The 22564-nt window shown below is 61.4% G+C and carries 21 protein-coding genes; 17 read left to right on the top strand and 4 right to left on the bottom strand.

Annotated elements, in window-relative coordinates:
* Window positions 1–102 precede the first annotated feature (102 nt).
* A complete protein-coding gene (locus AC245Y_RS15210) occupies window positions 103–516 on the top strand; it encodes a DUF4174 domain-containing protein (RefSeq protein WP_017994755.1) in 414 nt (137 codons plus the stop codon).
* A gap of 62 nt (window positions 517–578) precedes the next feature.
* Here AC245Y_RS15210 and AC245Y_RS15205 read toward each other — a convergent pair whose 3' ends face one another.
* Entirely contained in the window at window positions 579–1289 is a 711-nt protein-coding gene (locus tag AC245Y_RS15205; RefSeq protein ID WP_012758348.1) for a GntR family transcriptional regulator, read from the bottom strand.
* A 266-nt stretch (window positions 1290–1555) separates the two neighbouring features.
* Here AC245Y_RS15205 and AC245Y_RS15200 point away from each other — a divergent pair, with 266 nt between their 5' ends.
* The 8 genes from AC245Y_RS15200 (at window position 1556) to AC245Y_RS15165 (ending at window position 8846) form a co-directional block, all read left to right on the top strand.
* Window positions 1556–2644 carry an ABC transporter ATP-binding protein gene (locus tag AC245Y_RS15200; protein WP_020487011.1) on the top strand — a complete coding sequence of 363 codons (1089 nt, stop codon included), beginning with the start codon at window positions 1556–1558 and terminating at the stop codon, window positions 2642–2644.
* A gap of 52 nt (window positions 2645–2696) precedes the next feature.
* Window positions 2697–3995, top strand: coding sequence for an ABC transporter substrate-binding protein (locus AC245Y_RS15195; RefSeq protein ID WP_012758346.1), 1299 nt, complete (start codon window positions 2697–2699; stop codon window positions 3993–3995).
* 309 nt (window positions 3996–4304) lie between these two features.
* A complete protein-coding gene (locus tag AC245Y_RS15190; RefSeq protein ID WP_012758345.1) occupies window positions 4305–5219 on the top strand; it encodes an ABC transporter permease in 915 nt (304 codons plus the stop codon).
* A 1-nt stretch (window position 5220) separates the two neighbouring features.
* Complete coding sequence (locus AC245Y_RS15185) at window positions 5221–6042, top strand: ABC transporter permease (protein WP_012758344.1); 822 nt, start codon at window positions 5221–5223, stop codon at window positions 6040–6042.
* A gap of 1 nt (window position 6043) precedes the next feature.
* Window positions 6044–6787, top strand: a complete 744-nt coding sequence (locus AC245Y_RS15180) for an aspartate/glutamate racemase family protein (RefSeq protein ID WP_012758343.1) — start codon at window positions 6044–6046, stop codon at window positions 6785–6787.
* A 3-nt stretch (window positions 6788–6790) separates the two neighbouring features.
* A complete protein-coding gene (locus AC245Y_RS15175; RefSeq protein WP_012758342.1) occupies window positions 6791–7402 on the top strand; it encodes a flavin reductase family protein in 612 nt (203 codons plus the stop codon).
* Between the two features lie 190 nt (window positions 7403–7592).
* On the top strand, window positions 7593–8090 hold the full coding sequence (locus tag AC245Y_RS15170) for a heme-degrading domain-containing protein (RefSeq protein ID WP_012758341.1): 498 nt from the start codon (window positions 7593–7595) through the stop codon (window positions 8088–8090).
* A 132-nt stretch (window positions 8091–8222) separates the two neighbouring features.
* The gene (locus AC245Y_RS15165; protein WP_012758340.1) at window positions 8223–8846 is read left to right on the top strand and encodes a DUF2799 domain-containing protein; all 624 of its coding nucleotides are present in this window, start codon (window positions 8223–8225) and stop codon (window positions 8844–8846) included.
* A gap of 9 nt (window positions 8847–8855) precedes the next feature.
* Here the strand turns inward: AC245Y_RS15165 and AC245Y_RS15160 are convergent, their stop codons facing one another.
* Window positions 8856–10115 carry an AGE family epimerase/isomerase gene (locus AC245Y_RS15160; RefSeq protein ID WP_012758339.1) on the bottom strand — a complete coding sequence of 420 codons (1260 nt, stop codon included), beginning with the start codon at window positions 10113–10115 and terminating at the stop codon, window positions 8856–8858.
* A 272-nt stretch (window positions 10116–10387) separates the two neighbouring features.
* On the opposite strand from AC245Y_RS15160, the gene metH reads away from it, so the two are divergent.
* The 3 genes from metH to AC245Y_RS15145 all read left to right on the top strand — a co-directional run bounded on the left by metH (window position 10388) and on the right by AC245Y_RS15145 (window position 14988).
* Window positions 10388–14161: a methionine synthase gene (gene metH, locus AC245Y_RS15155; protein WP_017994753.1), complete on the top strand. Its 3774-nt coding sequence runs from the start codon at window positions 10388–10390 to the stop codon at window positions 14159–14161.
* 195 nt (window positions 14162–14356) lie between these two features.
* A complete protein-coding gene (locus AC245Y_RS15150) occupies window positions 14357–14590 on the top strand; it encodes a type II toxin-antitoxin system Phd/YefM family antitoxin (protein WP_003541516.1) in 234 nt (77 codons plus the stop codon).
* Window positions 14587–14988 (top strand): type II toxin-antitoxin system VapC family toxin, encoded by a 402-nt coding sequence (locus AC245Y_RS15145; RefSeq protein WP_017994752.1) that lies wholly within the window; start codon window positions 14587–14589, stop codon window positions 14986–14988. Before AC245Y_RS15150 ends, AC245Y_RS15145 begins: the two co-directional genes overlap by 4 nt.
* A gap of 3 nt (window positions 14989–14991) precedes the next feature.
* On the opposite strand, the gene AC245Y_RS15140 is transcribed toward AC245Y_RS15145, so the two are convergent.
* Together AC245Y_RS15140 and AC245Y_RS15135 are read right to left on the bottom strand one after the other, a co-directional pair.
* Entirely contained in the window at window positions 14992–15756 is a 765-nt protein-coding gene (locus AC245Y_RS15140; protein ID WP_017994751.1) for a GntR family transcriptional regulator, read from the bottom strand.
* Entirely contained in the window at window positions 15753–16637 is an 885-nt protein-coding gene (locus AC245Y_RS15135) for a glucosamine kinase nucleotide-binding domain-containing protein (RefSeq protein WP_017994750.1), read from the bottom strand. The genes AC245Y_RS15140 and AC245Y_RS15135 overlap by 4 nt, the downstream gene beginning before the upstream one ends.
* Before the next feature lie 524 nt (window positions 16638–17161).
* Between AC245Y_RS15135 and AC245Y_RS15130 the strand changes: the two genes are divergently transcribed.
* The 5 genes from AC245Y_RS15130 (at window position 17162) to AC245Y_RS15110 (ending at window position 22502) form a co-directional block, all read left to right on the top strand.
* The gene (locus AC245Y_RS15130) at window positions 17162–18421 is read left to right on the top strand and encodes an ABC transporter substrate-binding protein (RefSeq protein WP_017994749.1); all 1260 of its coding nucleotides are present in this window, start codon (window positions 17162–17164) and stop codon (window positions 18419–18421) included.
* A 217-nt stretch (window positions 18422–18638) separates the two neighbouring features.
* Window positions 18639–19586, top strand: coding sequence for a carbohydrate ABC transporter permease (locus tag AC245Y_RS15125; RefSeq protein ID WP_017994748.1), 948 nt, complete (start codon window positions 18639–18641; stop codon window positions 19584–19586).
* Window positions 19587–19595: 9 nt separating this feature from the next.
* Window positions 19596–20435, top strand: coding sequence for a carbohydrate ABC transporter permease (locus AC245Y_RS15120; RefSeq protein WP_012758332.1), 840 nt, complete (start codon window positions 19596–19598; stop codon window positions 20433–20435).
* A 41-nt stretch (window positions 20436–20476) separates the two neighbouring features.
* On the top strand, window positions 20477–21490 hold the full coding sequence (locus tag AC245Y_RS15115; protein ID WP_050563540.1) for a Gfo/Idh/MocA family protein: 1014 nt from the start codon (window positions 20477–20479) through the stop codon (window positions 21488–21490).
* A 10-nt stretch (window positions 21491–21500) separates the two neighbouring features.
* Window positions 21501–22502, top strand: coding sequence for an ABC transporter ATP-binding protein (locus tag AC245Y_RS15110; protein ID WP_017994746.1), 1002 nt, complete (start codon window positions 21501–21503; stop codon window positions 22500–22502).
* Window positions 22503–22564: the final 62 nt, after the last annotated feature.

The raw sequence follows: 22564 nt of genomic DNA, 5'->3' as shown, positions 1-22564 counted from the left end.
ATGGCTGCGATCCTTTTCCGCTTTTGGCGGAACCTCGCTTATTGCCAGCCGTTTAATCCGGCAGGCACGGCCACATCAAGCGATGGCCGAGGAATGAGCACCATGCTGAAATCTTTTGTTCATGAAATCATCGGTACTCCCAGGCGTGAGCCTGAGCTTCCGCAATCGCTGGAGCAGTTTCGCGACAGAAAACGAGTGCTGATCATCTTCGCCGATGCGCAAGATGACCGCGCGCTCATCCAGGATGAATGGCTGCGCAAGGCGCATATGCGCCTGATCGAGGAAGACGTCGAGGTGTTCAGTATTGCTGGCGGCGGCGCGTTTGCGCTGTTCGACGATGACTGGGACCTCGATGCCGACGATATTCGCAATCGGCTGCAGGGACCGCCGTCCGGCGAGTTCGGGCTGATCCTGCTCGGACGGGACGGAATCGTGAAGCTGCGCTCGAGCGAGCCAATGACCGCCGAGGATATCTTCGCGGCTTTTGAATTGCTGCCGAAGAAGACGCCCTGGTAGCGTTTCGAGAGTCCGTTTGAAGCGCGGCGCGGGAAGCATCCGCGCCCGCATCTTTTGCATGTTCAGAGTTCGAAGGCTTCCTTGAGACCCAGGCTCTTGCGTTCGCGCAGGTCGAGATCGGCCTCGATATGGGTGATGTGGTGCAGCATCAGCTGGCAGGCGCGGTCGAGTTCGTCGGCTTCGATTGCCGAGATTATGTCACCATGTTCGGAATGGCCGCAGCTCGATGCGGTCGATTGCCCGTAGAGCGCAATCACCAGCGAGGAGCGGGCGACGAGCTCTTCCATGAAGCGCTGCATGATCGAATTGCCCGATATGGCCGCCAGCATCAGATGAAAATCGCCCGATGCCTTGATTTCGGCGCGGCGCGCCGTCTGACCGCGCTCGCTCATCAGGCGGCCTTCTTCCAGCAGAAGCTGTCGCAAATGGCTAATATCGTCAGGCGTGATCCGCGCCGCCGCCTCGCGCAATATGCCTGGCTCGACCAGGCGGCGGGCGGAAAAAATCTGGCGAGCCTCTTCGGGCGAGGGATAGGCGACGAAGGCGCCGCGGTTCTTCTCGACGCTGACAAGGCCTTCATAGGAGAGCGCCTGCAGGGCGGCGCGCGCAAGCGTGCGGCTGACGTTGAAGAGATTGCCGACATCGCTTTCTGAAAGCTTGGTGCCGGGCGAGAGCCTGCGCTCGACGATCGCTTCGCGAATGGCATCGCGAATCTGTTGCGCGCCGGTTTCGGCGGAGTCTTCGGCCTGCTGAGCCTTGGCGGCGGATTTCATGAAATTTATTTCCTGATGGTCGGCAAACCATACCCGGCTTCGTGGTAAAGTTAAACAGAATTTGTCCCCGAAATTGCAATCGGATTGTATACGATGTTTTGCACAAATTGCGCACGATAGCCTAAATCATGTGCAGATCGCTTTGCGCCTATAATTTGCTCTCTCCATTGCGGTGTTGATAAAATCATTATTTCGCAATGGCTTGCTGCAAGCATCGGAGTCTGGCACGGCAGATGCATCGTCTTTTCCGAACAGGGGAAGGCATGATGTCGAAAGCGGCAGAGATCGATATAGTATCCGTTTCGAAGGTTTATGGCGCGACGACGGCGGTCCATGCGATCAGCCTGAAGATCCCCGCCGGCTCCTATTGCTGCTTTCTTGGCCCATCGGGCTGCGGCAAGACCTCGACACTGCGCATGATGGCCGGCCACGAGAGCATCTCGTCGGGCGATATTCGCCTCGGCAATGTGGTCGTCACCGATTTTCCGCCGGCCAGGCGTGGCACGGCGATGATGTTCCAATCCTACGCGCTTTTCCCGCATCTCGATTTGATCGACAACGTCGCCTTCAGCCTGAAGATGAAGGGTATCGATAGGCAAGAGCGGCAGGCCAAGGCGCTCGAAATGCTGAAGCTGATGCAGATGGAGGCCTATGCCAATAGGCGTCCGGCCCAGCTTTCCGGCGGCCAGCAGCAGCGCGTGGCGCTGGCGCGCGCGCTGATCACCGATCCGGAAGCGCTGCTGCTCGACGAGCCGCTGTCGGCGCTCGATCCGTTCCTGAAGATCCGCATGCGCGCCGAACTCAAGAAGCTGCAGAAGTCGCTCGGCATCACCTTCGTGCATGTCACCCACAGCCAGGAAGAGGCGATGGCGCTCGCCGACGTCATCGTCATCATGAATGACGGCCGGATCGAGCAGGCGGCCGCCCCGCGCGAGGTCTTCGAGCGGCCGGCGACCGCCTTCGTCGCGCGGTTCATGGGCGACCACAATGTGCTGTCCGGCCGGGTGACGTCGAACGAGAACGGCGTGCTCGTCATGACCGTGCCGGAAGGTCAGAGCTTTTCCGTGCGCGGGACGGGCAGGGAAGTCGGCGAGCCCATCGATATCGGTATCCGCACCGACCGCGTGCGCCTGCAGGTGGCGACCGAATGGACGCTCGGCTTCGACGGTATCGTCTCCAACATCGAATATCGCGGCTCTTCCGTGAAGATTACCGTCCTCGGCGCCGGCAGCGACGACTTCACCGTCATTGCCGACGACGGCGACTATTTCGCCCGGCCGGTTGCCGTCGGCGACACCGTCTCGCTCAGCTGGGCGCTCGACGATGCCGTGCTTCTCGGCCGCTCTTCCGCATGAGCCATCACCATCAAGAACACTGAACCTTCCATCCAAGAAAAGGGGAACTGACATGACGACTGAAACGACATCGACCAAGGCGGAAAAGGGGCTTTCCCGCCGCACGCTGCTGAAGACGGGTGCTGCTGCCGTCGGCGCCATCGCCGGCTCCGGCGCCATCACCGGCTTTCCCACCATCTGGGCGCAGACGAACATCACGCTTCGCCAGTTCGGCACCGGCGTTTCGAACATCAATGCCATCGCCGAGAAGTGCAAGGCCGATCTCGGCATCACGCTGGAGATGACGGCAACCGATTCCGACGCCGCCGCCCAGCGCGCCGTCACCCAGCCTGACAGCTACGACATTGCCGACGTCGAATACTGGATCGCCAAGAAGGTGTTCCCGACCGGCGTGATGCAGCCGATGGACGTCAAGAAGCTGAAATATTACGACAAGATCGTGCCGCTGTTCATCAACGGCAAACTGAAGGCAGACAGCGTCATCGCCCAGGGCACGGCGCCGCACACGGTCGGCTTCGTCGAAGCGCAGGATTCCAAGAAGTTTGCCAAGGAGCCGACGCAGTGGATGACGATGGTTCCGACCATCTACAATGCCGACACGCTCGGCATCCGTCCTGATCTCACCGGCCGTCCGATCACCAGCTGGGCCGATATTCTCGATCCCGCCTTCAAGGGCAAAACCGCGATCCTCAACATCCCGTCGATCGGCATCATGGATGCGGCGATGATCATGGAAGCTTCCGGCAAGATCAAATATGCCGACAAGGGCAACATGACGAAGGAAGAAATCGACAAGACGATCGAATTCCTCATCAAGGCCAAGGGCGACGGCCAGTTCCGCGCCTTCTGGAAGAGCTTCGACGAGTCGGTGAACCTGATGGCGTCGGGCGAAGTGGTCATCCAGTCGATGTGGTCGCCGGCTGTCGCCGCCGTCCGTTCGAAGGGTATCGCCTGCACCTTCCAGCCGCTCAAGGAAGGCTACCGCGCCTGGGGCGGCGGTCTCGGTCTCGCCTCGCACCTCAAGGGCGCGCAGCTCGACGCCGCCTATGAATACATCAACTGGTACACGTCCGGCTGGGTCGGCGGCTATCTCAACCGCCAAGGGTACTATTCCGCCTGCATGGACACCGCCAAGGGATTCATGTCGGCCGACGAATGGGGCTACTGGATCGAAGGCAAGCCGGCTGCCGGCGACATTCTGTCTCCCGAGGGCAAGGTCATGGAGAAGGCCGGTGCCGTTCGCGACGGCGGTTCCTTCGAAGCCCGCATGGGTGCTGTCGCCTGCTGGAACTCCGTCATGGACGAGGACCGCTACATGGTCCGTCGCTGGAACGAGTTCATCGCTGCCTGATCCACGTCGAGAGGGCGGAGAGCTACTGTCTTTCGCGATGCTCAAGACGTCGCTTCGCTCCGCCCCCTCATCCGACCCTTCGGGCCACCTTCTCCCCGCTGGGGAGAAGAGGGAGTCCGTGGCCACGTCGTGAGACAAAATCAAGTTCGCGGTAGTCTAGGCGCTGCCGCGAATCTCTTCTCCCCAGTGGGGGGCCGAAAGGACGGGTCGAGACCAGTGGCTCGACCCAGGCAAAGGTGCCGGCAGGCGGATGAGGGGGCGGCACGCACCTTCGTTCCACTTGACGTAATCAGAACGGAGAACCGGATCATGGCGACCATCGCAGCGGAAACGGAGGAGGATGGCCAGGGCGCGCGCGGCGGGCGCGGACTGAGGCTTTCCCCATCGGCGATCTCCTATCTCCAGGCGACGCCGCTGTTCGTCATTCTCGGCTTGTTCTTCCTGCTGCCAATCGCCATGATCGCGGTCGTCAGCTTCTGGGACTACGACTTTGCCGGTCTCTATCCCGATTTCCTGACGATGAACTACACCGACACGCTCGGTTCGTGGGTGACGTGGAAGATCTATCTCAACACGCTGAAATTCACTGCGATCGTCTGGGCGCTGACGCTCGTCATCGGTTTCTGGGTCGCCTATTTCCTGGCCTTCCACGTCCGCAAGACCTCGACGCAGATGATCCTCTTCCTCGTCTGCACCGTGCCGTTCATGACCTCGAACATCATCCGCATGATCTCGTGGATCCCGGTGCTCGGGCGCAACGGCCTCGTCAATTCGACGCTGATCAAGATGGGCATCATCCCGCAGCCGATCGAATGGCTGCTCTATTCCGATTTCGCCGTCGTGCTCGCCATGGTGCACCTCTATACGCTGTTTATGGTGACGCCGATCTTCAACACGCTCATGCGCATCGACCGATCGCTGTTCGAGGCGGCGCGCGATGCCGGCGCCTCCGGCTGGCAGGTGTTGTGGAACGTCGTCTTCCCGCTCGCCAAACCCGGCATGGCGATCGGCACGATCTTCGTCGTCACGCTCGTCATGGCTGACTTTTCGACGGTGCAGGTGATGTCCGGCGGCCAGAGCGCTTCGGTGGCGCTGATGATGAAGAACCAGATGTCGCTGCTGCAATATCCGGCCGCTGCCGCCAATGCAGTGGTGCTGCTCGCCGTCGTGCTGTTGATGGTCGCGGCCATCCTGCGCGTCGTCGACATCCGCAAGGAGCTTTGAGATGAGCCACGAAAAACGCGGCCTGGAATTCTATCTGCTGGCGCTCTTCTTCATCATCTTCGTGCTGTTTCTCTACGGCCCGCTTTCGGCGATCCTGATCCTCTCCTTCCAGGGGCCGGACGGCGGCCTGACCTTCCCGATGAACGGTATTTCCACGCACTGGTTCTTCAATCTGTTCGAGAAGCAGGCGGTCGGCGATTTCGGCGCCTCGTTCCGCCGCTCCTTCACCCTCGGGCTGATGGTGATGGCGGTGACCGTCGTCGTCTCACTGCTCGCCGGCCTTGCCTTCCGCCGCCGTTTCCGCGGTTCGACCGCGCTGTTCTATGCCACGGTCGCAAGCCTTGTCGTGCCGTCGATCATCATCTCGCTCGGCATCGGCGTCGTTTTCCAGGAGGGAGGGCTGAAGCCCGCCTGGTATTCGTCGGCCTTCGGCGCGCATCTCACCTGGACGCTGCCGTTCGGCGTGCTGATCATGTTTGCCGTCTTCAACCGCTTTTCGCCGGCCTATGAAGAGGCGGCGCGTGACCTCGGCGCCAGCTCCTGGCAGACGTTCCGCCATGTCGTGCTGCCGATGATCGCGCCGAGCCTCATCGGCGTCGGCCTGTTCGGCTTCACGCTCTCCTATGACGAATTCGCCCGCACGCTGATGACATCAGGCACCTACAACACGCTGCCGCTTGAAATCTACGGCATGACCACCAACGTCACGACGCCGGTGCTCTATGCGCTCGGCACCGTGACGACGCTGTTTTCCTTCACCATCATTCTCATCGCACTCGGCATCATGACGATGCTCAGCCGGCGGCAGGCAAAGATAAACTGACATGCGCATCCTCATCGTCAATCCGAACACCACGGCCTCCATGACCGAGAAAGCCGCCACCGCCGCGCGCGCGGTGGCGGCATCCGGCACGGAGATCATCGCGGCCACCTCGCGCATGGGGCCGGTTTCCATCGAAGGGCACTACGACGGGGCCTTAGCGATTCCCGGCCTGCTCGCCGAACTCAGGGAACGGCAGGGTGTAGGCTATGACGCGGCTGTTATCGCCTGCTTCGACGATACCGGGCTCGAAGCGGCGCGGACCTTTGCCGATGTGCCGATCCTCGGGCTTTGCGAGTCCGCCGTGGTGACGGCTGGTTTCCTGGCGCAGCGCTTCACCGTGGTGACGACGCTGGAGCGCTCGCGGGTGCTGATCGACAATCTGGTGCGCCGCTACGGCATGGGCGACCGCGCCAAGGTGCGCGCCTCAGACATCCCTGTGCTGGAACTGGAAGATCCGGCCTCGGGCGCGATCGGCAAGCTCAGGGCCGAGATCGAGCGGGCGCTTTTGGAAGACGGCGCCGAGGCGATCGTGCTCGGTTGCGCCGGCATGACCGATCTGGCGCGCGAACTGCAGCAGATCTACGGCGTGCCTGTCGTCGACGGTGTCGCCGCCGCCGTCAAGCAGGCCGAAGCGCTGGTGTCGCTCGGGCTTTCCACCAGCAAGCGCGGCTCCTACGCGTCGCCGCTGCCGAAACCCTTCACCGGGGCGATGAGCGGTTTCTCGCCGGTCCTGAAGGTCGGCTGAACGATGTCCGTTTCCTTCGATTTCCAACAGCTCACCGAGCGCCAACGCTACAAGCTGATGATCGGCACGATCATTCCGCGCCCGATCGCTCTGGTGACGACGGTCGACGAAAACGGCCGGATCAACGCCGCACCCTTCAGCTTCTTCAACTGCCTCTCGGCCGATCCGCCGATCCTTGCGATCGGGGTCGAGAACAATGTCGACATGTCGTTCAAGGATACCGGCCACAATATCCGCATGACCGAGGTGTTCACGGTCAATATCGTCTCCTTCGCGATCGCCGAGGCGATGCATGTCTGCGGCGCCAAATATCCGCGCGGCGTCGACGAGTTGAAGGAAGCGGGCTTGACGGCGATGCCGGGCGAGAAGGTGGCCTCGCCCTTTATCGCCGAGGCGCCGGCCGCCTTCGAATGCAAGCGGCACGTGACGCTGGAGCTCGGCCGGTCGCGGCAGATCGTCATGGGCGAGATCGTCTACGCGCATTATCGCGACGGCGTGGTCGATCCTGAACGGCTGCATGTCGATCCGGCCGCGGTGGATGCCATTGCGAGGCTTGGCGGCGATACCTGCGCCACTACCCGCGACCGCTTCGAGATGCTGACGCCGAAGCTCTGACATAGAGCATTTCCGTTTTCTTCGGAGTGATGAAAATGCTCTATCTCTTTGTCTTCGCGCAATTGCGGACGCAAAACCGCGGCGCAGTTTTGCTGGAGTTGCTCCAGGGATAGGTCCAAGTTTTTGCTTTACTTTTTTGCTCCCCGCGAGAATGGTCTGCACGGATCATCGCGCAAGAGGAACGCTCATCATGACAATCGAGGACGATCTCAGCCGGATCGCGGAGCAGGAGAAAGTCCTAAGCTTCGACGCTTTTGATCTGACGACGGCATGGCAGCTCGGCAAGCTCCTGCAGGAACTCGCCACCGAGCGTGGCCTCGGCATCGCGATCGACGTGACCCTGCATTCGATGCCGGTCTTCTATGCGGCACTCCCGGGTGTGACGCCCGACAACGTCAACTGGGTCCGCCGCAAGCGCAATATGGTGCTGCGTTATTTCCGCAGCAGCTATGCCTCCGGCCTGAAGCTGCAGAAGGATGGCAAGACGGTCGAGGATAACGGGCTTTCCGGCGCAGACTATGCGCCACATGGCGGCAGTTTCCCGATCAACGTCAAGGGCACCGGCTGCATCGGCGCCGTCACCGTCTCAGGACTGCCGCAGCGCGATGACCACAATCTGGCGGTCGAGGCGCTGGCGCTGATGCTTGCCAAGGATCTGGATACGCTGCGGCTGGCCCCGCTGCTCTGACGCAGTCTGCGCTGCCGTAATTTTGACAGAAAAAAGCCATGAAAACTGCAAATTCGCGTCGCTGCTCCGGTGACGCGGGCTTGTCCTGCGGCTAAGCTGCGGCATCGCACTCCTCATCTTACCCGGGACGCCATGATCCGCTCGTTTCTTGCGCTTGCCGCCACCATCGGCTTTGGCCTTTTCCTTGTCTCCTGCAACACGCTGTCCAAGGAGGAATGCGTCGCCGCCGACTGGCGGGTGATCGGCGAGAGCGACGGGGCAGCAGGCCACGAGCCGCAACAACGCTTCGCCGCACATGCGAAATCCTGCGAGCGGGTCAAGATCGTGCCCGATCAGACGATCTGGTTTCAGGGATATCAGACTGGCCTGGTGCGCTACTGCACGCCGCTCAGCGGGCTTGCGCGCGGCCAGGCGGGCAGCGGCTACGCCAATGTCTGCCCGCCCCAGACCGCACCCGGTTTCCTGCGCGGCTTCGGCCTCGGCAGCAAGCAGCATGGGCTGCAGGCGCGCCTCAGCTCGATGCAGAACGACTATAGCTCCAAGGAGACAAGCATCGATGAGCTTTCCGACAAGCTGAGGGATGCCAAGGACGGTGACCGGTCGGAACTGCGCCGGCGGATCGAGGATCTCGAAGACGACATGCACGACATCCGCCGCGATCAGCGCGATGTGCAGGACGAACTCGACCGCGTCAACGAGGATGTCGAGTGGTTCCAGCGAAACCCCAACGCCGCACTGCCGCCGCCGGGCTACTGATCTTCGGCCTCAGATCCTGCCGCCAGCCTCAGTGATGCCCTTCGTCAGGCTGCCCGTTGCCGGGAAGAGCGGGATGAGGCAGGCCTGCAGGGCGTGATAGATATCGCCCTTGCCGGGGAAGAGCGAGTGAGAGGGGACGAGATCTTCCGTCAGTTCCTCGTGCCAACCGCCGTTCTTATGGTCGATGAAGGCGCGCTCGATCACGTTCCAGATCTGGCGATAGCTCTCTTCATGGAAATCGCTCGGCAGATGCTCGTTGAGGAAATGTGCAGCGGCCGCAGCTTCGCAGGCTGGCCACCAGAGCTTGTTGCGCTTGGCGGGCTTGTCTTCCCAATCGAGCGTGTAGAAGAAGCCGCCCTTGTCGTTGTCCCAGCCGAGCGCCATGGATTGGGCGAAGAGGGCCTTGGCCGCATCCGGCATCCATTCGATCCGTTTGCCGCCGAGCGCCCAGAGCTGCAGGATGAGGCGGGCCCATTCCAGCCAGTGGCCGGGCGTCGTGCCGGCCGGGCGGAACATTTCGTTCGGATGGTAGTAAGTCTTGTCGAGGTTCCATTCGGCGTCGAAATGCTCGGCGACGCGCCAGTCGACGGAGCCGGCGACGCGGCGGATGACGAGATCGGCGATGCTTTCGGCCTTGGACAGATAGTCCCCGTCGCCGGTGGCTTCGAAGGCCGCCATCAGCGCTTCGGTCAGGTGCATGTTGGAGTTCTGGCCGCGATAGGCGCCGCCATCGAGGGGCTGCCAGTCGGCGGTGAATTCCTCGGCGATCGCGCCGTGCTTTTCTTCCCAGAACTTCGTGTTGAGGATCTTGGTGATATCATCAAGCATGCCGTCGGCAAGCGGATGGCCGATCGTCTTTGCGGCTGAGGCGGCGAGCAGCACGAAAGCATGGCCATAGCCCTGCTTGTTGGAATCGACGGGTCCGTCATTGTTGAGCGACCAGAAATAGCCGCCGTTTTTCCGGTCGCGATGATGGTTCCAGATATAGTCCATGCCGTGGTCGACGACATCTGCAGCGCCGGGGCGGCCGAGCAGCGCGCCGATCGAGAAGCAATGCACGGCGCGCGCCGCGATATGGATGCCGCGAACCTGGCCCTCGGCGTCGAGAGGCCTGCCGGCGTCGTCGAGATCGTAGAAACCGCCCTTGGGATTGACCGAATTGTGCTGGAAGAAATCGAAGAGACCGTTCGCCTGGGTCAGCAGCCAGCCGCGATGATAGGCGCGGGTCGTCCAGTTTCCAAGCACGGCGTTGCCGGTTGCGGGTGCCATGATGCTCCTCCGATTTCGTGCACAAGCGTCGCAAACGCCTATATAGAGGTCGGGCAAGCCTGTCATCTGGCTATCGCATCGGCTGGAAAATCGGGGTCGATTTTCAAAAAGCACGATGCGAAGATTCAAACTGCTGCAGCGTCCTTTGCGTGTCTTAATAGACGCGCGGCGCTGTAGACTTGCAAAGCACGAAATCGATCGGCATATATTGACATAAAGATATCTTTATGTGATTTGGACTGTCTGGTCTTACGACGTCAAGGAGCCCTCCCGTGTTTGACAATCTCTTTGGTCCGGAAACGGGCAAACGTGACGGCAGTGAAGTTTTCGCAGCTTTGAAACAAGCCGCGAGCGAGCGCATCCTTGTTCTCGACGGCGCCATGGGTACGCAGATCCAGGGGCTGGGCTATGACGAAGACCAGTTTCGCGGGACGCGCTTCATCGGCTGCGCCTGTCACCAGAAGGGCAATAACGACCTCCTGATCCTGACCCAACCGGACGCGATCGAAGAGATCCATTACAGATACGCCAAGGCCGGCGCCGATATTCTCGAGACCAACACCTTCTCCTCGACCCGCATCGCGCAGGCCGATTACGAGATGGAAGGTGCAGTCTACGACCTCAACAAGGAAGGCGCCGAAATCGTGCGGCGGGCAGCACAGCGCGCCGAGCGCGAGGACGGCCGCCGCCGTTTCGTCGCCGGCGCCATTGGGCCGACCAACCGTACCGCCTCGATCTCGCCTGACGTCAACAACCCGGGTTTTCGCGCCGTGACCTTCGACGATCTGCGTTCCGCCTACGGCGAGCAGATCGACGGGCTGATCGACGGTGGCGCCGACATCATCCTCATCGAGACGATCTTCGACACGCTGAACGCCAAGGCTGCGATCTTCGCCTGCGAGGAGCGCTTCGAGGCCAAGGGCGTGCGCCTGCCCGTGATGATCTCGGGCACGATCACCGACCTTTCCGGCCGCACGCTGTCCGGCCAGACGCCATCTGCCTTCTGGAACTCGGTGCGCCATGCCAATCCCTTCACGATCGGGCTCAACTGCGCGCTCGGCGCCAATGCGATGCGCCCGCATCTGCAGGAGCTTTCGGGCGTTGCCGACACCTTCATCTGCGCCTATCCGAATGCCGGCCTGCCGAACGAATTCGGCCAGTATGACGAAACCCCGGAGCTGATGGCGGCGCAGATCGACGGCTTCGCCCGCGAGGGCCTCGTCAACATCGTCGGCGGCTGCTGCGGCTCGACGCCCGAGCATATCAAGGCAATCGCCGAGACCGTTGCGAAATACAAGCCACGGCCGATTCCCGAGCATCGCCCGTTCATGTCGCTGTCGGGTCTCGAACCCTTCGAGCTGACGAAGGACATCCCTTTCGTCAATGTCGGCGAGCGCACCAACGTCACCGGCTCGGCCCGCTTCCGCAAGCTGATCACCAATGCCGATTTCACCGCAGCGCTCGATGTCGCCCGCGACCAGGTCGAGAACGGCGCCCAGGTGATCGACATCAACATGGACGAGGGGCTGATCGATTCCGAAAAGGCGATGGTCGAGTTCCTCAACCTGATCGCCGCCGAGCCTGACATTGCCCGCGTGCCTGTGATGATCGACTCGTCGAAATTCTCGATCATCGAATCCGGCCTGAAGCGGGTCCAGGGCAAGCCGATCGTCAACTCGATCTCGCTGAAGGAAGGCGAGGAGAATTTCCTCGCCCAGGCGCGGCTGCTGCACAATTATGGTGCCGCCGTCGTCGTCATGGCCTTCGACGAGACGGGGCAGGCGGACAGCTACGAGCGCAAGGTGGATATCTGCACACGCGCCTACAAGCTGCTGACCGAAAAGATCGGCTATCCGCCCGAGGACATCATCTTCGATCCGAATATTTTCGCGGTCGCGACCGGCATCGAAGAGCACAATAATTACGGCGTCGACTTCATCGAGGCAACGCGGACGATCCGCGAGCGCATGCCGCTGGTGCATATTTCGGGCGGCGTCTCCAACCTGTCCTTCTCGTTCCGCGGCAACGAGCCGGTGCGCGAGGCGATGCACGCCGTGTTCCTCTACCACGCCATCCAGGCGGGCATGGACATGGGCATCGTCAATGCCGGCCAGCTTGCCGTCTACGATAATATCGATCCCGAGCTGCGCGAGGCCTGCGAGGACGTGGTGCTGAACCGCCGGCCTGATGGTACCGAGCGGCTGCTCGAAGTGGCGGAGAAATTCCGTGGCGGCGCGGCACGCGAAGGCCGCGTCCAGGATCTTTCCTGGCGCGAATGGAGCGTCGAGAAGCGTCTCGAACATGCGCTGGTCAACGGCATCACCGAATATATCGAGGCCGATACCGAGGAGGCGCGCCAGCAGGCTGTCAGGCCGCTGCACGTCATTGAAGGGCCGCTGATGGCCGGCATGAACGTCGTCGGTGACCTGTTCGGCTCGGGCAAGATGTTCCTGCCGCAGGTGGTCAAGTCGGCGCGCGTGATGAAGCAGGCGGTGGCCGTGCTGCTGCCCTACATGGAAGAGGAAAAGCGCCTCAATGGCGGCGAGGAACGCCGGTCGGCCGGCAAGATCCTGATGGCGACGGTCAAGGGCGATGTGCACGATATCGGCAAGAACATCGTCGGCGTCGTGCTTGCCTGCAACAATTACGAGATCGTCGACCTCGGCGTCATGGTGCCGGCGACGAAGATCCTCGAAACGGCGATTGCCGAAAAGGTCGATGTCATTGGCCTTTCCGGCCTGATCACGCCGTCGCTCGACGAGATGGTGCATGTCGCGGCCGAAATGGAGCGGCAGGGCTTCGAGATCCCGCTGCTGATCGGCGGGGCAACGACCAGCCGCGTGCATACGGCCGTGAAGATCCATCCCGGCTACAACAAGGGGCAGACGATCTACGTGACCGATGCGAGCCGCGCCGTCGGCGTCGTCTCGGCCCTGCTGTCACCGGAGAACCGCCAGGCCTATGTCGACGACATTCGCGCCGAATATGCCAAGGTGGCGGCCGCCCATGCGCGCAGCGAGGCCGAGAAGGTGCGCTTGCCGTTGCCCCGGGCTCGCGAGAATGCGCATAAGGTCGATTGGTCTGCCTACCGGCCGGTGAAGCCGCAATTCTTCGGCACACGGGTGTTCGAGGATTATGATCTGGCCGAGCTTGCCAAATATATCGACTGGACGCCGTTCTTCCAGACCTGGGAGCTGCGCGGCCGGTACCCCGCCATTCTGGAAGACGAGAAGCAGGGCGAGGCGGCGCGTGCGCTCTGGGCCGATGCGCAGGCCATGCTGAAGAAGATCATCGATGAAAAGTGGTTCCGCCCACGCGCCGTCATCGGCTTCTGGCCGGCCGGCGCCGTCGGTGACGACATCCGACTGTTCACGGACGAGAGCCGGAAGCACGAGCTTGAGACCTTCTATACGCTGCGCCAGCAGCTTTCGAAGCGGGACGGGCGGGCGAACGTGGCGCTCTCCGACTTCGTGGCGCCTGTCACAAGCGGTGTTCAGGATTATGTCGGCGGCTTCGTGGTGACGGCGGGTATCGAGGAAATTGCCATCTCCGAGCGTTTCGAACGGGCGAACGACGATTATTCCTCGATCCTCGTCAAGGCGCTGGCCGACCGCTTCGCCGAAGCTTTTGCCGAGCGCATGCATGAGCAGGTGCGGCGCGAATACTGGGGCTACGCCAAGGACGAGACGCTCAGCAAGGAGGATCTCATTACCGAAGCCTATGCCGGCATCCGCCCGGCGCCCGGTTATCCCGCCCAGCCTGACCACACCGAAAAGGCGACACTCTTCAAGCTGCTCGATGCTGAAAAAGCGGCCGGCGTAAAGCTGACGGAGAGTTATGCGATGTGGCCGGGTTCCTCGGTCTCGGGCCTCTATATCGGCCATCCCGACTCCTATTATTTCGGCGTCGCCAAGGTGGAGCGCGATCAGGTGGAAGACTATGCGGCCCGCAAGCAGATGGCGGTGTCTGAAGTCGAGCGCTGGCTCGGGCCGGTGCTGAACTACGTGCCGCGCAAGACGGACGAGCAGATCGAAGACGCGGCCTGATTGCCGAGTCTTCACGGTCGCTTAGGGCGGCGTCCTCAGAGATTGATTCAATAAATGAAAACCGGAAGGGATTCACCTTCCGGCTTTATGATTTTGATGCGGCTCAATAATTACCCGCATTCAGGCTGGTTGAATTTGATAGCGGAATTGACGATGAGGCGGTATACTTAGTCAAGTTAGCTAATGAGGGCGACGATGCAGGTTACCATCCATGCCGCAAAGACCAATCTGTCGAAATTGATCGACGCCGCCCTTTCCGGTGAGGAAGTGGTGATCGCCAAGGGGCGCAAGCCTGTCGTGAAGATCATTCCGATTGTGCAGTCTTCCTTCAAGATCGGGCTGCTCAAGGGGCAAGTTGTTGGAAATGGACCCGACTTTTTTGAGCCCATAGATCAGGGCGAACTTGCGGCTTGGGAAGGGGGCGAGTGAACTCGCTTCTGCTCGACACCCATGCCTGGGCATGGTCGCTGACCGGCGACGAGCGGCTCTCGGCCAAGGCGATCGCTCTGATCGAAAAGGCGGAGACGATTTTCGTCAGCCCAATATCCCTATTTGAAATCGGGCAGAAGGTTCGTCTCCGCAAGTGGCCGGAGATGGAGCCTTTCATCGGCCGGTTGCCGGAACTGCTGCATGAACAGGGTGGCATTGCCGCGGCATTGACACCGGAAATCTGTCTGACCGCAGCCATGATGGATTGGACACATCGCGATCCGTTCGACCGGTTTCTTGCCGCGACCGCCATGCAGAATGGAATACCACTTATCTCCGCCGATGCGATCTTTGATAATCTTGTCGGAAATCAGCTTTGGATCGCCCGCTTCTGGTAGGGCTTACGTCACCGCGATCGTCAGTTCCGCGACAAAGTCATAGGCATCGCCGCGATAGAGCGAGCGGGTGAATTCGACGGCGCGGCCGGAGCCGAGATAGGAGATGCGCTCGATCGACAGGCCGGCCGCACCCGCGGAGACGCCGAGAAGCTGGGCGTCGGCTTCCTTCATATTGGTTGCCGAGATGCGCTGCACGGCGCGCACGGGTCGGACCTGAAGGCGTTCGAGCTCGGCATAGAGCGAATTGGTGACGGCTGAGGGATCGGGCAGGAATTCGCCGGAAACGCTGGCGTTCTCGATCGCCAGCGGCTGGTCGTCGGCGATGCGCAGGCGCGAGAGGCGCGAAACCTTGACGTCGGTACCGAGGCCAAGGATCATCATCTCGTCGGGCGAGGGGGTGTGGATGCCCTTATGCAGCCATTCGGAGCGGGAGGACATGCCGCGGCGCGCCATGTCCTCGGTGAAGGAGGTGAGCTGCGACAGGCGCTGCTCGACCTTGGAGACCGGCTTGGCGACGAAAGTGCCCGAACCGTGACGGCGCACCAGCAGGCCGTCGGCGACAAGTTCGTCGATCGCCTTTCGCACGGTGACGCGGCTGACGGCGGCCAATTCGGCGATGTCGCGTTCCGGCGGCAGCGCATCGCCGTGACCAAGCGTGCCGGTGCGCACGGCTCCTTCGAGCGTGCGGCGCAGCTTGACGTAGAGCGGCCCTGTGCCGGCTGCCTGCAGGCGCTCCAGGGAAAGGAGGGTGGCGAGGTCGTCGGTCATGCCGCACCCCTCTGCCTGTCGTTCAAGAGCTTGACTGCAAGTTCAACCGCGCCCTGCAGGGCATCGCCTTTTGGCTTGGCAAGCAGGGACCTGTAGCGTTCGGATAGCCAGGGCTCGTAGGCTTCGGAAAGGCCGCCGAGCAGGCAGATCGACGGGCATTCGGGCCAGAGCAGTGCTTCGAGACTTTCGCCGATAGCCGTTGCCGCATCCGTGACGATGCCAACTGCAACGGCATCGTCCTTGGCCGCATGTTCGAAGACGATCGGTGCGTAACGGGCAAAATCCTTTGGTCTTGCCGAATGGGCGAATTCGACGATGCGCTCTGGATCGTTGCCATATTGGGTCATGACCGCTTCGGTGATCGGCGATGCCGGGCGCACCCCGTCATGGGCGAGCAGCGATTGTTCCAGGAGGTCGCGGCCGAGGCGGGCACCGCTTGCCTGGTCGCCGACGACGAAACCCCAGCCACCGATGCCGTTCAGTCGGCCACCCCTGCGGGCATTATAGACCGAGCCAGTGCCGAAGGCGCCGACGATGCCGTCGGCATCGCCGAGCGCCCCCTGCAGGGCGATCAGCGCATCGGTGACGACGCGGCCTTCGGTGAAAGGCAGGGCCTTTTCGATTCGTCTACCATAATCGCCGACATTGGCGCCGGCGACGCCGACGACGGCTGCGACGGAGGAAATGGTTTCAGCGGCAAGCCCGGCATCGCCTAGCGCCTGCCGGGCGGATTCGACGATATTGAGAAGGGAGTTTTCCAGATCCGACAGGATGTTGGCAGGGCCGGCTTTGCCACGGCCGATGACATTGCCGTTCCTGTCCGCGACTGCGGCCCGGCAGCTCGTTCCGCCGCCGTCTATGCCGATTGCAAGCTCCGTCATCGGGCCTCCGAATATGCCGTTCCCTATGTTTTTTAATACAATACCAAAAAAATACCATTTACCAAGTGGGAATGACGTGAAAAATCAATCTTTTTATCATATTGATTTTGCTAGATTAAATTTTTTAATGAGTTTTATCAGGCCGAAAAGTTAATTTCGGCTGGACAATTGGTATTTTTTTGGCATTAATTCGGCAAAAGGGAACAGCACTTCGAAGCCCACGAAAACCGGCAGTTAAGTCAAGCCGGAAACGCTTCGAGGATGATCGAGAGAACGACCCCCGGCCCATCAAGCTGGGGGCGAATTCGGCCATCCATCGGCTTTCCCCGCCATTTCGCCACCCCGGTGCAGTCGCCGGGAAGGCGCGCAGTTCGGCCGCAGGCGTCCGCCTTCGTGTCCGTCGAGCTTTCGGGACCGGCATTGCTGGCGGTCCTCCAAGGGGCGTTGGGTGTTACCTCAAACACGCCAATTGCTTGTTTCAGATCGAAAACAGCGCTTCGCGGCGCTTAAAACAGGAGAGGGAAATGAAAAACACTGCTCTGAAAAGCCTGCTGCTTGCCTCCAGTCTGCTGAGTTCAGCGGGCCTCGTCCACGCCGCCGACGTCACGCTGACGGTCGAAAGCTGGCGTAACGACGACCTGCAGATCTGGCAGGAAAAGATCATCCCGGCTTTCGAAGCGAAGAACCCGGGCATCAAGATCGTTTTCTCGCCGACCGCGCCGACCGAATACAACGCCTCGCTGAATGCCAAGCTCGATGCAGGCTCCGCAGGCGATATCATCACCTGCCGTCCGTTCGATGCCTCGCTCGAACTCTTCAACAAGAAGCAGCTCACTGACATTACCAGCCTGCCTGGCATGGAGAACTTCTCGCCGGTCGCCAAGGCCGCCTGGAGCACCGACGACGGCAAGTCGACCTTCTGCGTGCCGATGGCTTCTGTCATCCACGGCTTCATCTACAACAAGGATGCCTTCGACAAGCTCGGCATCTCTGTGCCGAAGACCCAGGACGAGTTCTACGCAGCGCTCGACAAAATCAAGGCCGACGGCACCTACATTCCGCTCGCCATGGGCACGAAGGACCTCTGGGAAGCCGCTACCATGGGCTACCAGAACATCGGACCGAACTACTGGAAGGGTGAGGACGGCCGCGCGGCTCTGATCTCCGGCAAGCAGAAGTTGACGGATGCCGACTGGGTCAAGCCCTATGAAGAGCTTGCCAAGTGGAAGCCGTATCTCGGCGACGGCTTCGAAGCCCAGACCTACTCCGACAGCCAGAACCTGTTCACGCTCGGTCGTGCCGCGATCTATCCGGCCGGCTCATGGGAAATCTCGCTGTTCAACAGCCAGGCTCAGTTCAAGATGGGCGCCTTCCCGCCGCCGGTTCCGAAGGCCGGCGACACGGGCTACATCTCCGACCATCCGGATATCGGTGTCGCTCTGAACACCAAGAGCACGCATGCCGAGGAAGCCAAGAAGTTCCTCAGCTGGGTCGCTTCGCCTGAGTTTGCCGATATTTACGCCAACGCGCTGCCGGGCTTCTTCAGCCTGAACTCCAACCCAGTCAAGATGTCCGATCCGCTCGCTCAGGAATTCGTTTCCTGGCGCGGCCCGTACAAGTCGACGGTGCGCTCGACTTACCAGATCCTGTCGCGCGGCACGCCGAACCTCGAAAACGAGACCTGGGTCGAATCGGCCAATGTGATCAACGGCACGGATACGCCTGCGGTTGCTGCCGAAAAGCTCCAGAAGGGCCTCGACAGCTGGTACAAGCCGGCCAAGTGATGTGATCAGGGGCGGCGTTTGCAGCCCCTCATCCGGCCTGCCGGCCACCTTCTCCCCGCTCGCGGGGAGAAGGAGACTCGCAGCGACCTCCCAGCCCGATATAGCATCTCAACAGGGCGTGTTCCCTCTCTTCCCAGGTGGCAGAGAGTTAGGGTGAGGCGCAACGTTTTCCACCTGTGCTGCCCTTGCGGCCAGTCGACAAGAACAGGCAAAAGCCATGAGCGAAACCGACAACACGGCCGATATCGTCCCGATCAGGCGCGCGGTGCGCTGGCACATCTTCGTCTTCATGCTGCCGGCCCTGATCGTCTATTCGGCGGTCATGGTGCTGCCGCTCATCGAAACTCTTCGGCTGTCGCTCTACAATACGGTCGACGGGCAGCCGGCCTTCGTCGGATTGGCGAATTTCAAGGTGCTGTTCGGCGATGCGCGCTGGGCGCGCGATTTCTGGAATGCCCTTGTCAATAACCTGATCTTCTTTGCCATCCACATGTGCGTGCAGAACCCGATCGGGGTGGCGCTTGCCGCCCTGCTTTCGGTGCCGAAGCTGCGCGGCGTCGCCTTCTATCGCACGGCGATGTTCCTGCCGACTCTGCTCTCCTTCGTCATCGTCGGCTTCATCTGGAAGCTCATCCTTTCGCCGATCTGGGGCGTGGCGCCCTGGATGCTCGATCTCATCGGTTTGAAATTCCTGTTCGCACCCTGGCTCGGCAAGTCCGGTTCGGCGCTGATTGCGGTGTCGCTGATCTCGAACTGGCAATATATCGGCATTCCGATGATGCTGATCTATGCCGCACTGCTCAGCATTCCCGAAGAGGTGATTGAGGCGGCCGAATGCGACGGCATCACCGGCTGGGCCCAATTCTGGAAAATCAAGCTGCCGCTCATCCTGCCGGCGATCGGCATCATCTCGATCCTGACCTTCGTCGGCAATTTCAATGCCTTCGACCTGATCTATACCGTGCAGGGGGCGCTTGCCGGACCTGACATGTCGACCGACATTCTCGGCACGCTGCTCTACCGCACCTTCTTCGGTTTCCAGCTTCAGCTCGGCGACCGCTCGATGGGCGCGACGATTGCCACGGTGATGTTCCTCATCATCCTCGCCGGCGTCTCGCTTTATCTATTCGTCATCCAGCGGCGCATGCGTCGCTACCAGTTCTGAGGAGCGGGCATGTCCAAGGCACGCACATCTCCCATCCGCACCGGCCTCGTGCATCTGGCGCTGAGCGCCTATACTCTGGTCGCGCTGTTTCCGGTCTTTCTCACCGTCATCAACTCGTTCAAGGATCGCGCCTCGATCTTCCGCGAGCCGCTGATGATCCCGACGCCGTCAACCTTCAGCCTCGTCGGCTATCAGACAGTGCTCGGGCAGGGCGATTTTGCCACCTATTTCCAGAACAGCTTCATCGTCACGATCGTCTCGATCCTGCTGGTGCTGCTCTTTGGCGCCATGGCGGCCTTTGCGCTTTCCGAATACCGTTTCCGCGGCAATATGCTGCTTGGGCTCTACATGGCGATCGGCATCATGATCCCGATCCGCCTCGGCACGGTGGCGATCCTCCAGGGCATGGTGGCGGCGGGCCTCGTCAATACGCTGACGGCGCTGATCCTCGTCTATACCGCGCAGGGCATACCGCTGGCGATCTTCATCCTGTCGGAGTTCATGCGCACGGTGTCGGACGATCTGAAGAATGCCGGCCGCATCGACGGGCTTTCCGAATATGCGATCTTCTTCCGCCTGGTGCTGCCGCTGGTGCGCCCGGCCATGGCGACGGTCGCGGTCTTCACCATGATCCCGATCTGGAACGATCTCTGGTTCCCGCTGATCCTGGCGCCCTCCGAGGCCACCAAGACGGTGACGCTCGGCTCGCAGATCTTCATCGGCCAGTTCGTCACCAATTGGAATGCGGTGCTGGCGGCGCTGTCGCTGGCGATCCTGCCGATCCTCGTCCTCTACGTCATCTTCTCGCGGCAACTGATCCGCGGCATCACGTCAGGAGCCGTCAAGTGACCGAAAAACCGATCCGCGTCCTCGTTGCCGGCCTCGGCAACATGGGCCGCAGCCATGCGCTCGCCTATCACAACAATCCGGGCTTTGAGATCGTCGGTCTCGTCAACCGCTCGACGCCGCAATTGGAGCCCGAGCTGCAGGGCTATACGATCCATCCCGACTTCACGACGGCGTTGGCCGAGCTGAAACCGGACCTCTGCTCGATTAACACCTATTCCGACAGCCATGCCGATTATGCCGTCGCCGCCTTCGAGGCCGGCTGCGACGTCTTCGTTGAAAAGCCACTGGCGACCACCGTCGCCGATGCCGAGCGCGTCGTTGCTGCGGCCGGGAAGGCCGGGCGCAAGCTGGTGATCGGTTATATCCTTCGCCATCACCCTTCCTGGATGAAGCTGATCGAAGAGGCGCGCAAGCTCGGCCCGCCTTACGTCTTCCGCATGAACCTCAACCAGCAGTCCAGCGGCCCGACCTGGGCGACGCATAAGTCTCTGATGCGCACGACCTCGCCGATTGTCGATTGCGGTGTGCATTATGTCGACGTCATGTGCCAGATCACTGACGCGAGGGCCGTCGAGGTGCGCGGCATGGGGCTGCGCATGTCCCACGAGATCGCCGCCGACATGTATAATTACGGTCACCTCCAGGTGCTGTTCGAGGATGGTTCCGTCGGCTGGTACGAGGCTGGCTGGGGTCCGATGATTTCGGAAACCGCCTTCTTCGTGAAGGATGTGATGTCGCCGAAGGGCGCCGTGTCGATCGTCATGGATCCGAACGCCAAGTCCGACGATATAGACACGCACACCAAGACCTCGGTGATCCGGCTGCACACGGCAGAGACCGGGCCTGACGGCAAGTTCATCCGGCCCGACCAGGACATGACGATGGAAGGCGAACCCGGCCATCAGGAACTCTGCGACTTGGAACAGGCCTTCATGCTGAGGGCGATCCGCGAGGATCTGGACCTCGACCGCCATATGGCGGATGCGGTGGCGTCGCTGCGCATCTGCCTTGCCGCCGACGAGAGCGTGCGTACCGGCCAGCCGGTCAGATTGTAAGGGAAAGACAGTGGGATCGCTTCAACTCAAATCCATCCGCAAGACCTATGGCACGCATGAAGTGCTGAAAGGCATCGACCTCGAGGTCAAGGACGGCGAATTCGTCATCTTCGTCGGGCCTTCGGGCTGCGGGAAATCGACGCTGTTGCGCAGCATTGCAGGCCTCGAAGACGTCACGTCAGGCGCCGTTATCATCAATGGCCGCGATGAGACGCTGACGCCGCCGGCCAAGCGCGGCATCGCCATGGTGTTTCAGTCCTATGCGCTCTATCCGCATCTGACGGTCAAGGACAATATGGGGCTCGGGCTCAAGCAGGCCGGCACCGCCAAGGATGAGATCGAAAGGCGTGTCGGCAAGGCGTCCGGCATGCTCTCGCTGGAACCCTATCTCGCGCGCCGGCCGGCCGAGCTCTCCGGCGGCCAACGCCAGCGCGTCGCCATCGGCCGTGCGATCGTGCGCGAACCGGAACTCTTCCTGTTCGACGAACCGCTGTCGAACCTCGATGCGGCGCTGCGCGTCCAGACCCGCCTCGAAATCGCCCGGCTGCACCGCAGCCTGAAGGCGACGATGATCTATGTCACCCACGACCAGGTCGAGGCGATGACGCTTGCCGACAAGATCGTTGTCCTGAATGCCGGGGCGATCGAGCAGATCGGTTCGCCGATGGAACTCTATAAACGCCCGGCCAATGTCTTCGTCGCCGGCTTCATCGGCTCGCCACAGATGAATTTCATCGCGGCCGAGAAGGTCGGCGATCACAGCGCCAAGACGATCGGCGTGCGTCCCGAACATATGACGCTGTCGCGCGAGCAGGGGACTTGGGCTGCGAAGGTCGTGCATGTCGAACATCTCGGCGCGGACACGATCATCTATCTGGAATCCGACCAGTGCGGCCTGCTGACCGCACGTCTGTTTGGCGAGCATCAGTACGAGCCGGACGAGATGGTCTATGCAACACCGGACCAGGCGCACGTGCATCGTTTCGATGTCGACGACCAGGCGATCCGCTAAGCGCATGACAGAACGAAAAACCCCGCCAGCCAGCCTGACGGGGGTTTCATTTCCCATCGCGC

Source organism: Rhizobium sp. SRDI943 (genome assembly GCF_057653695.1).
Note: the sequence above shows the minus strand (reverse complement) of the source record. Positions and strands in the feature narration are given on the sequence as shown.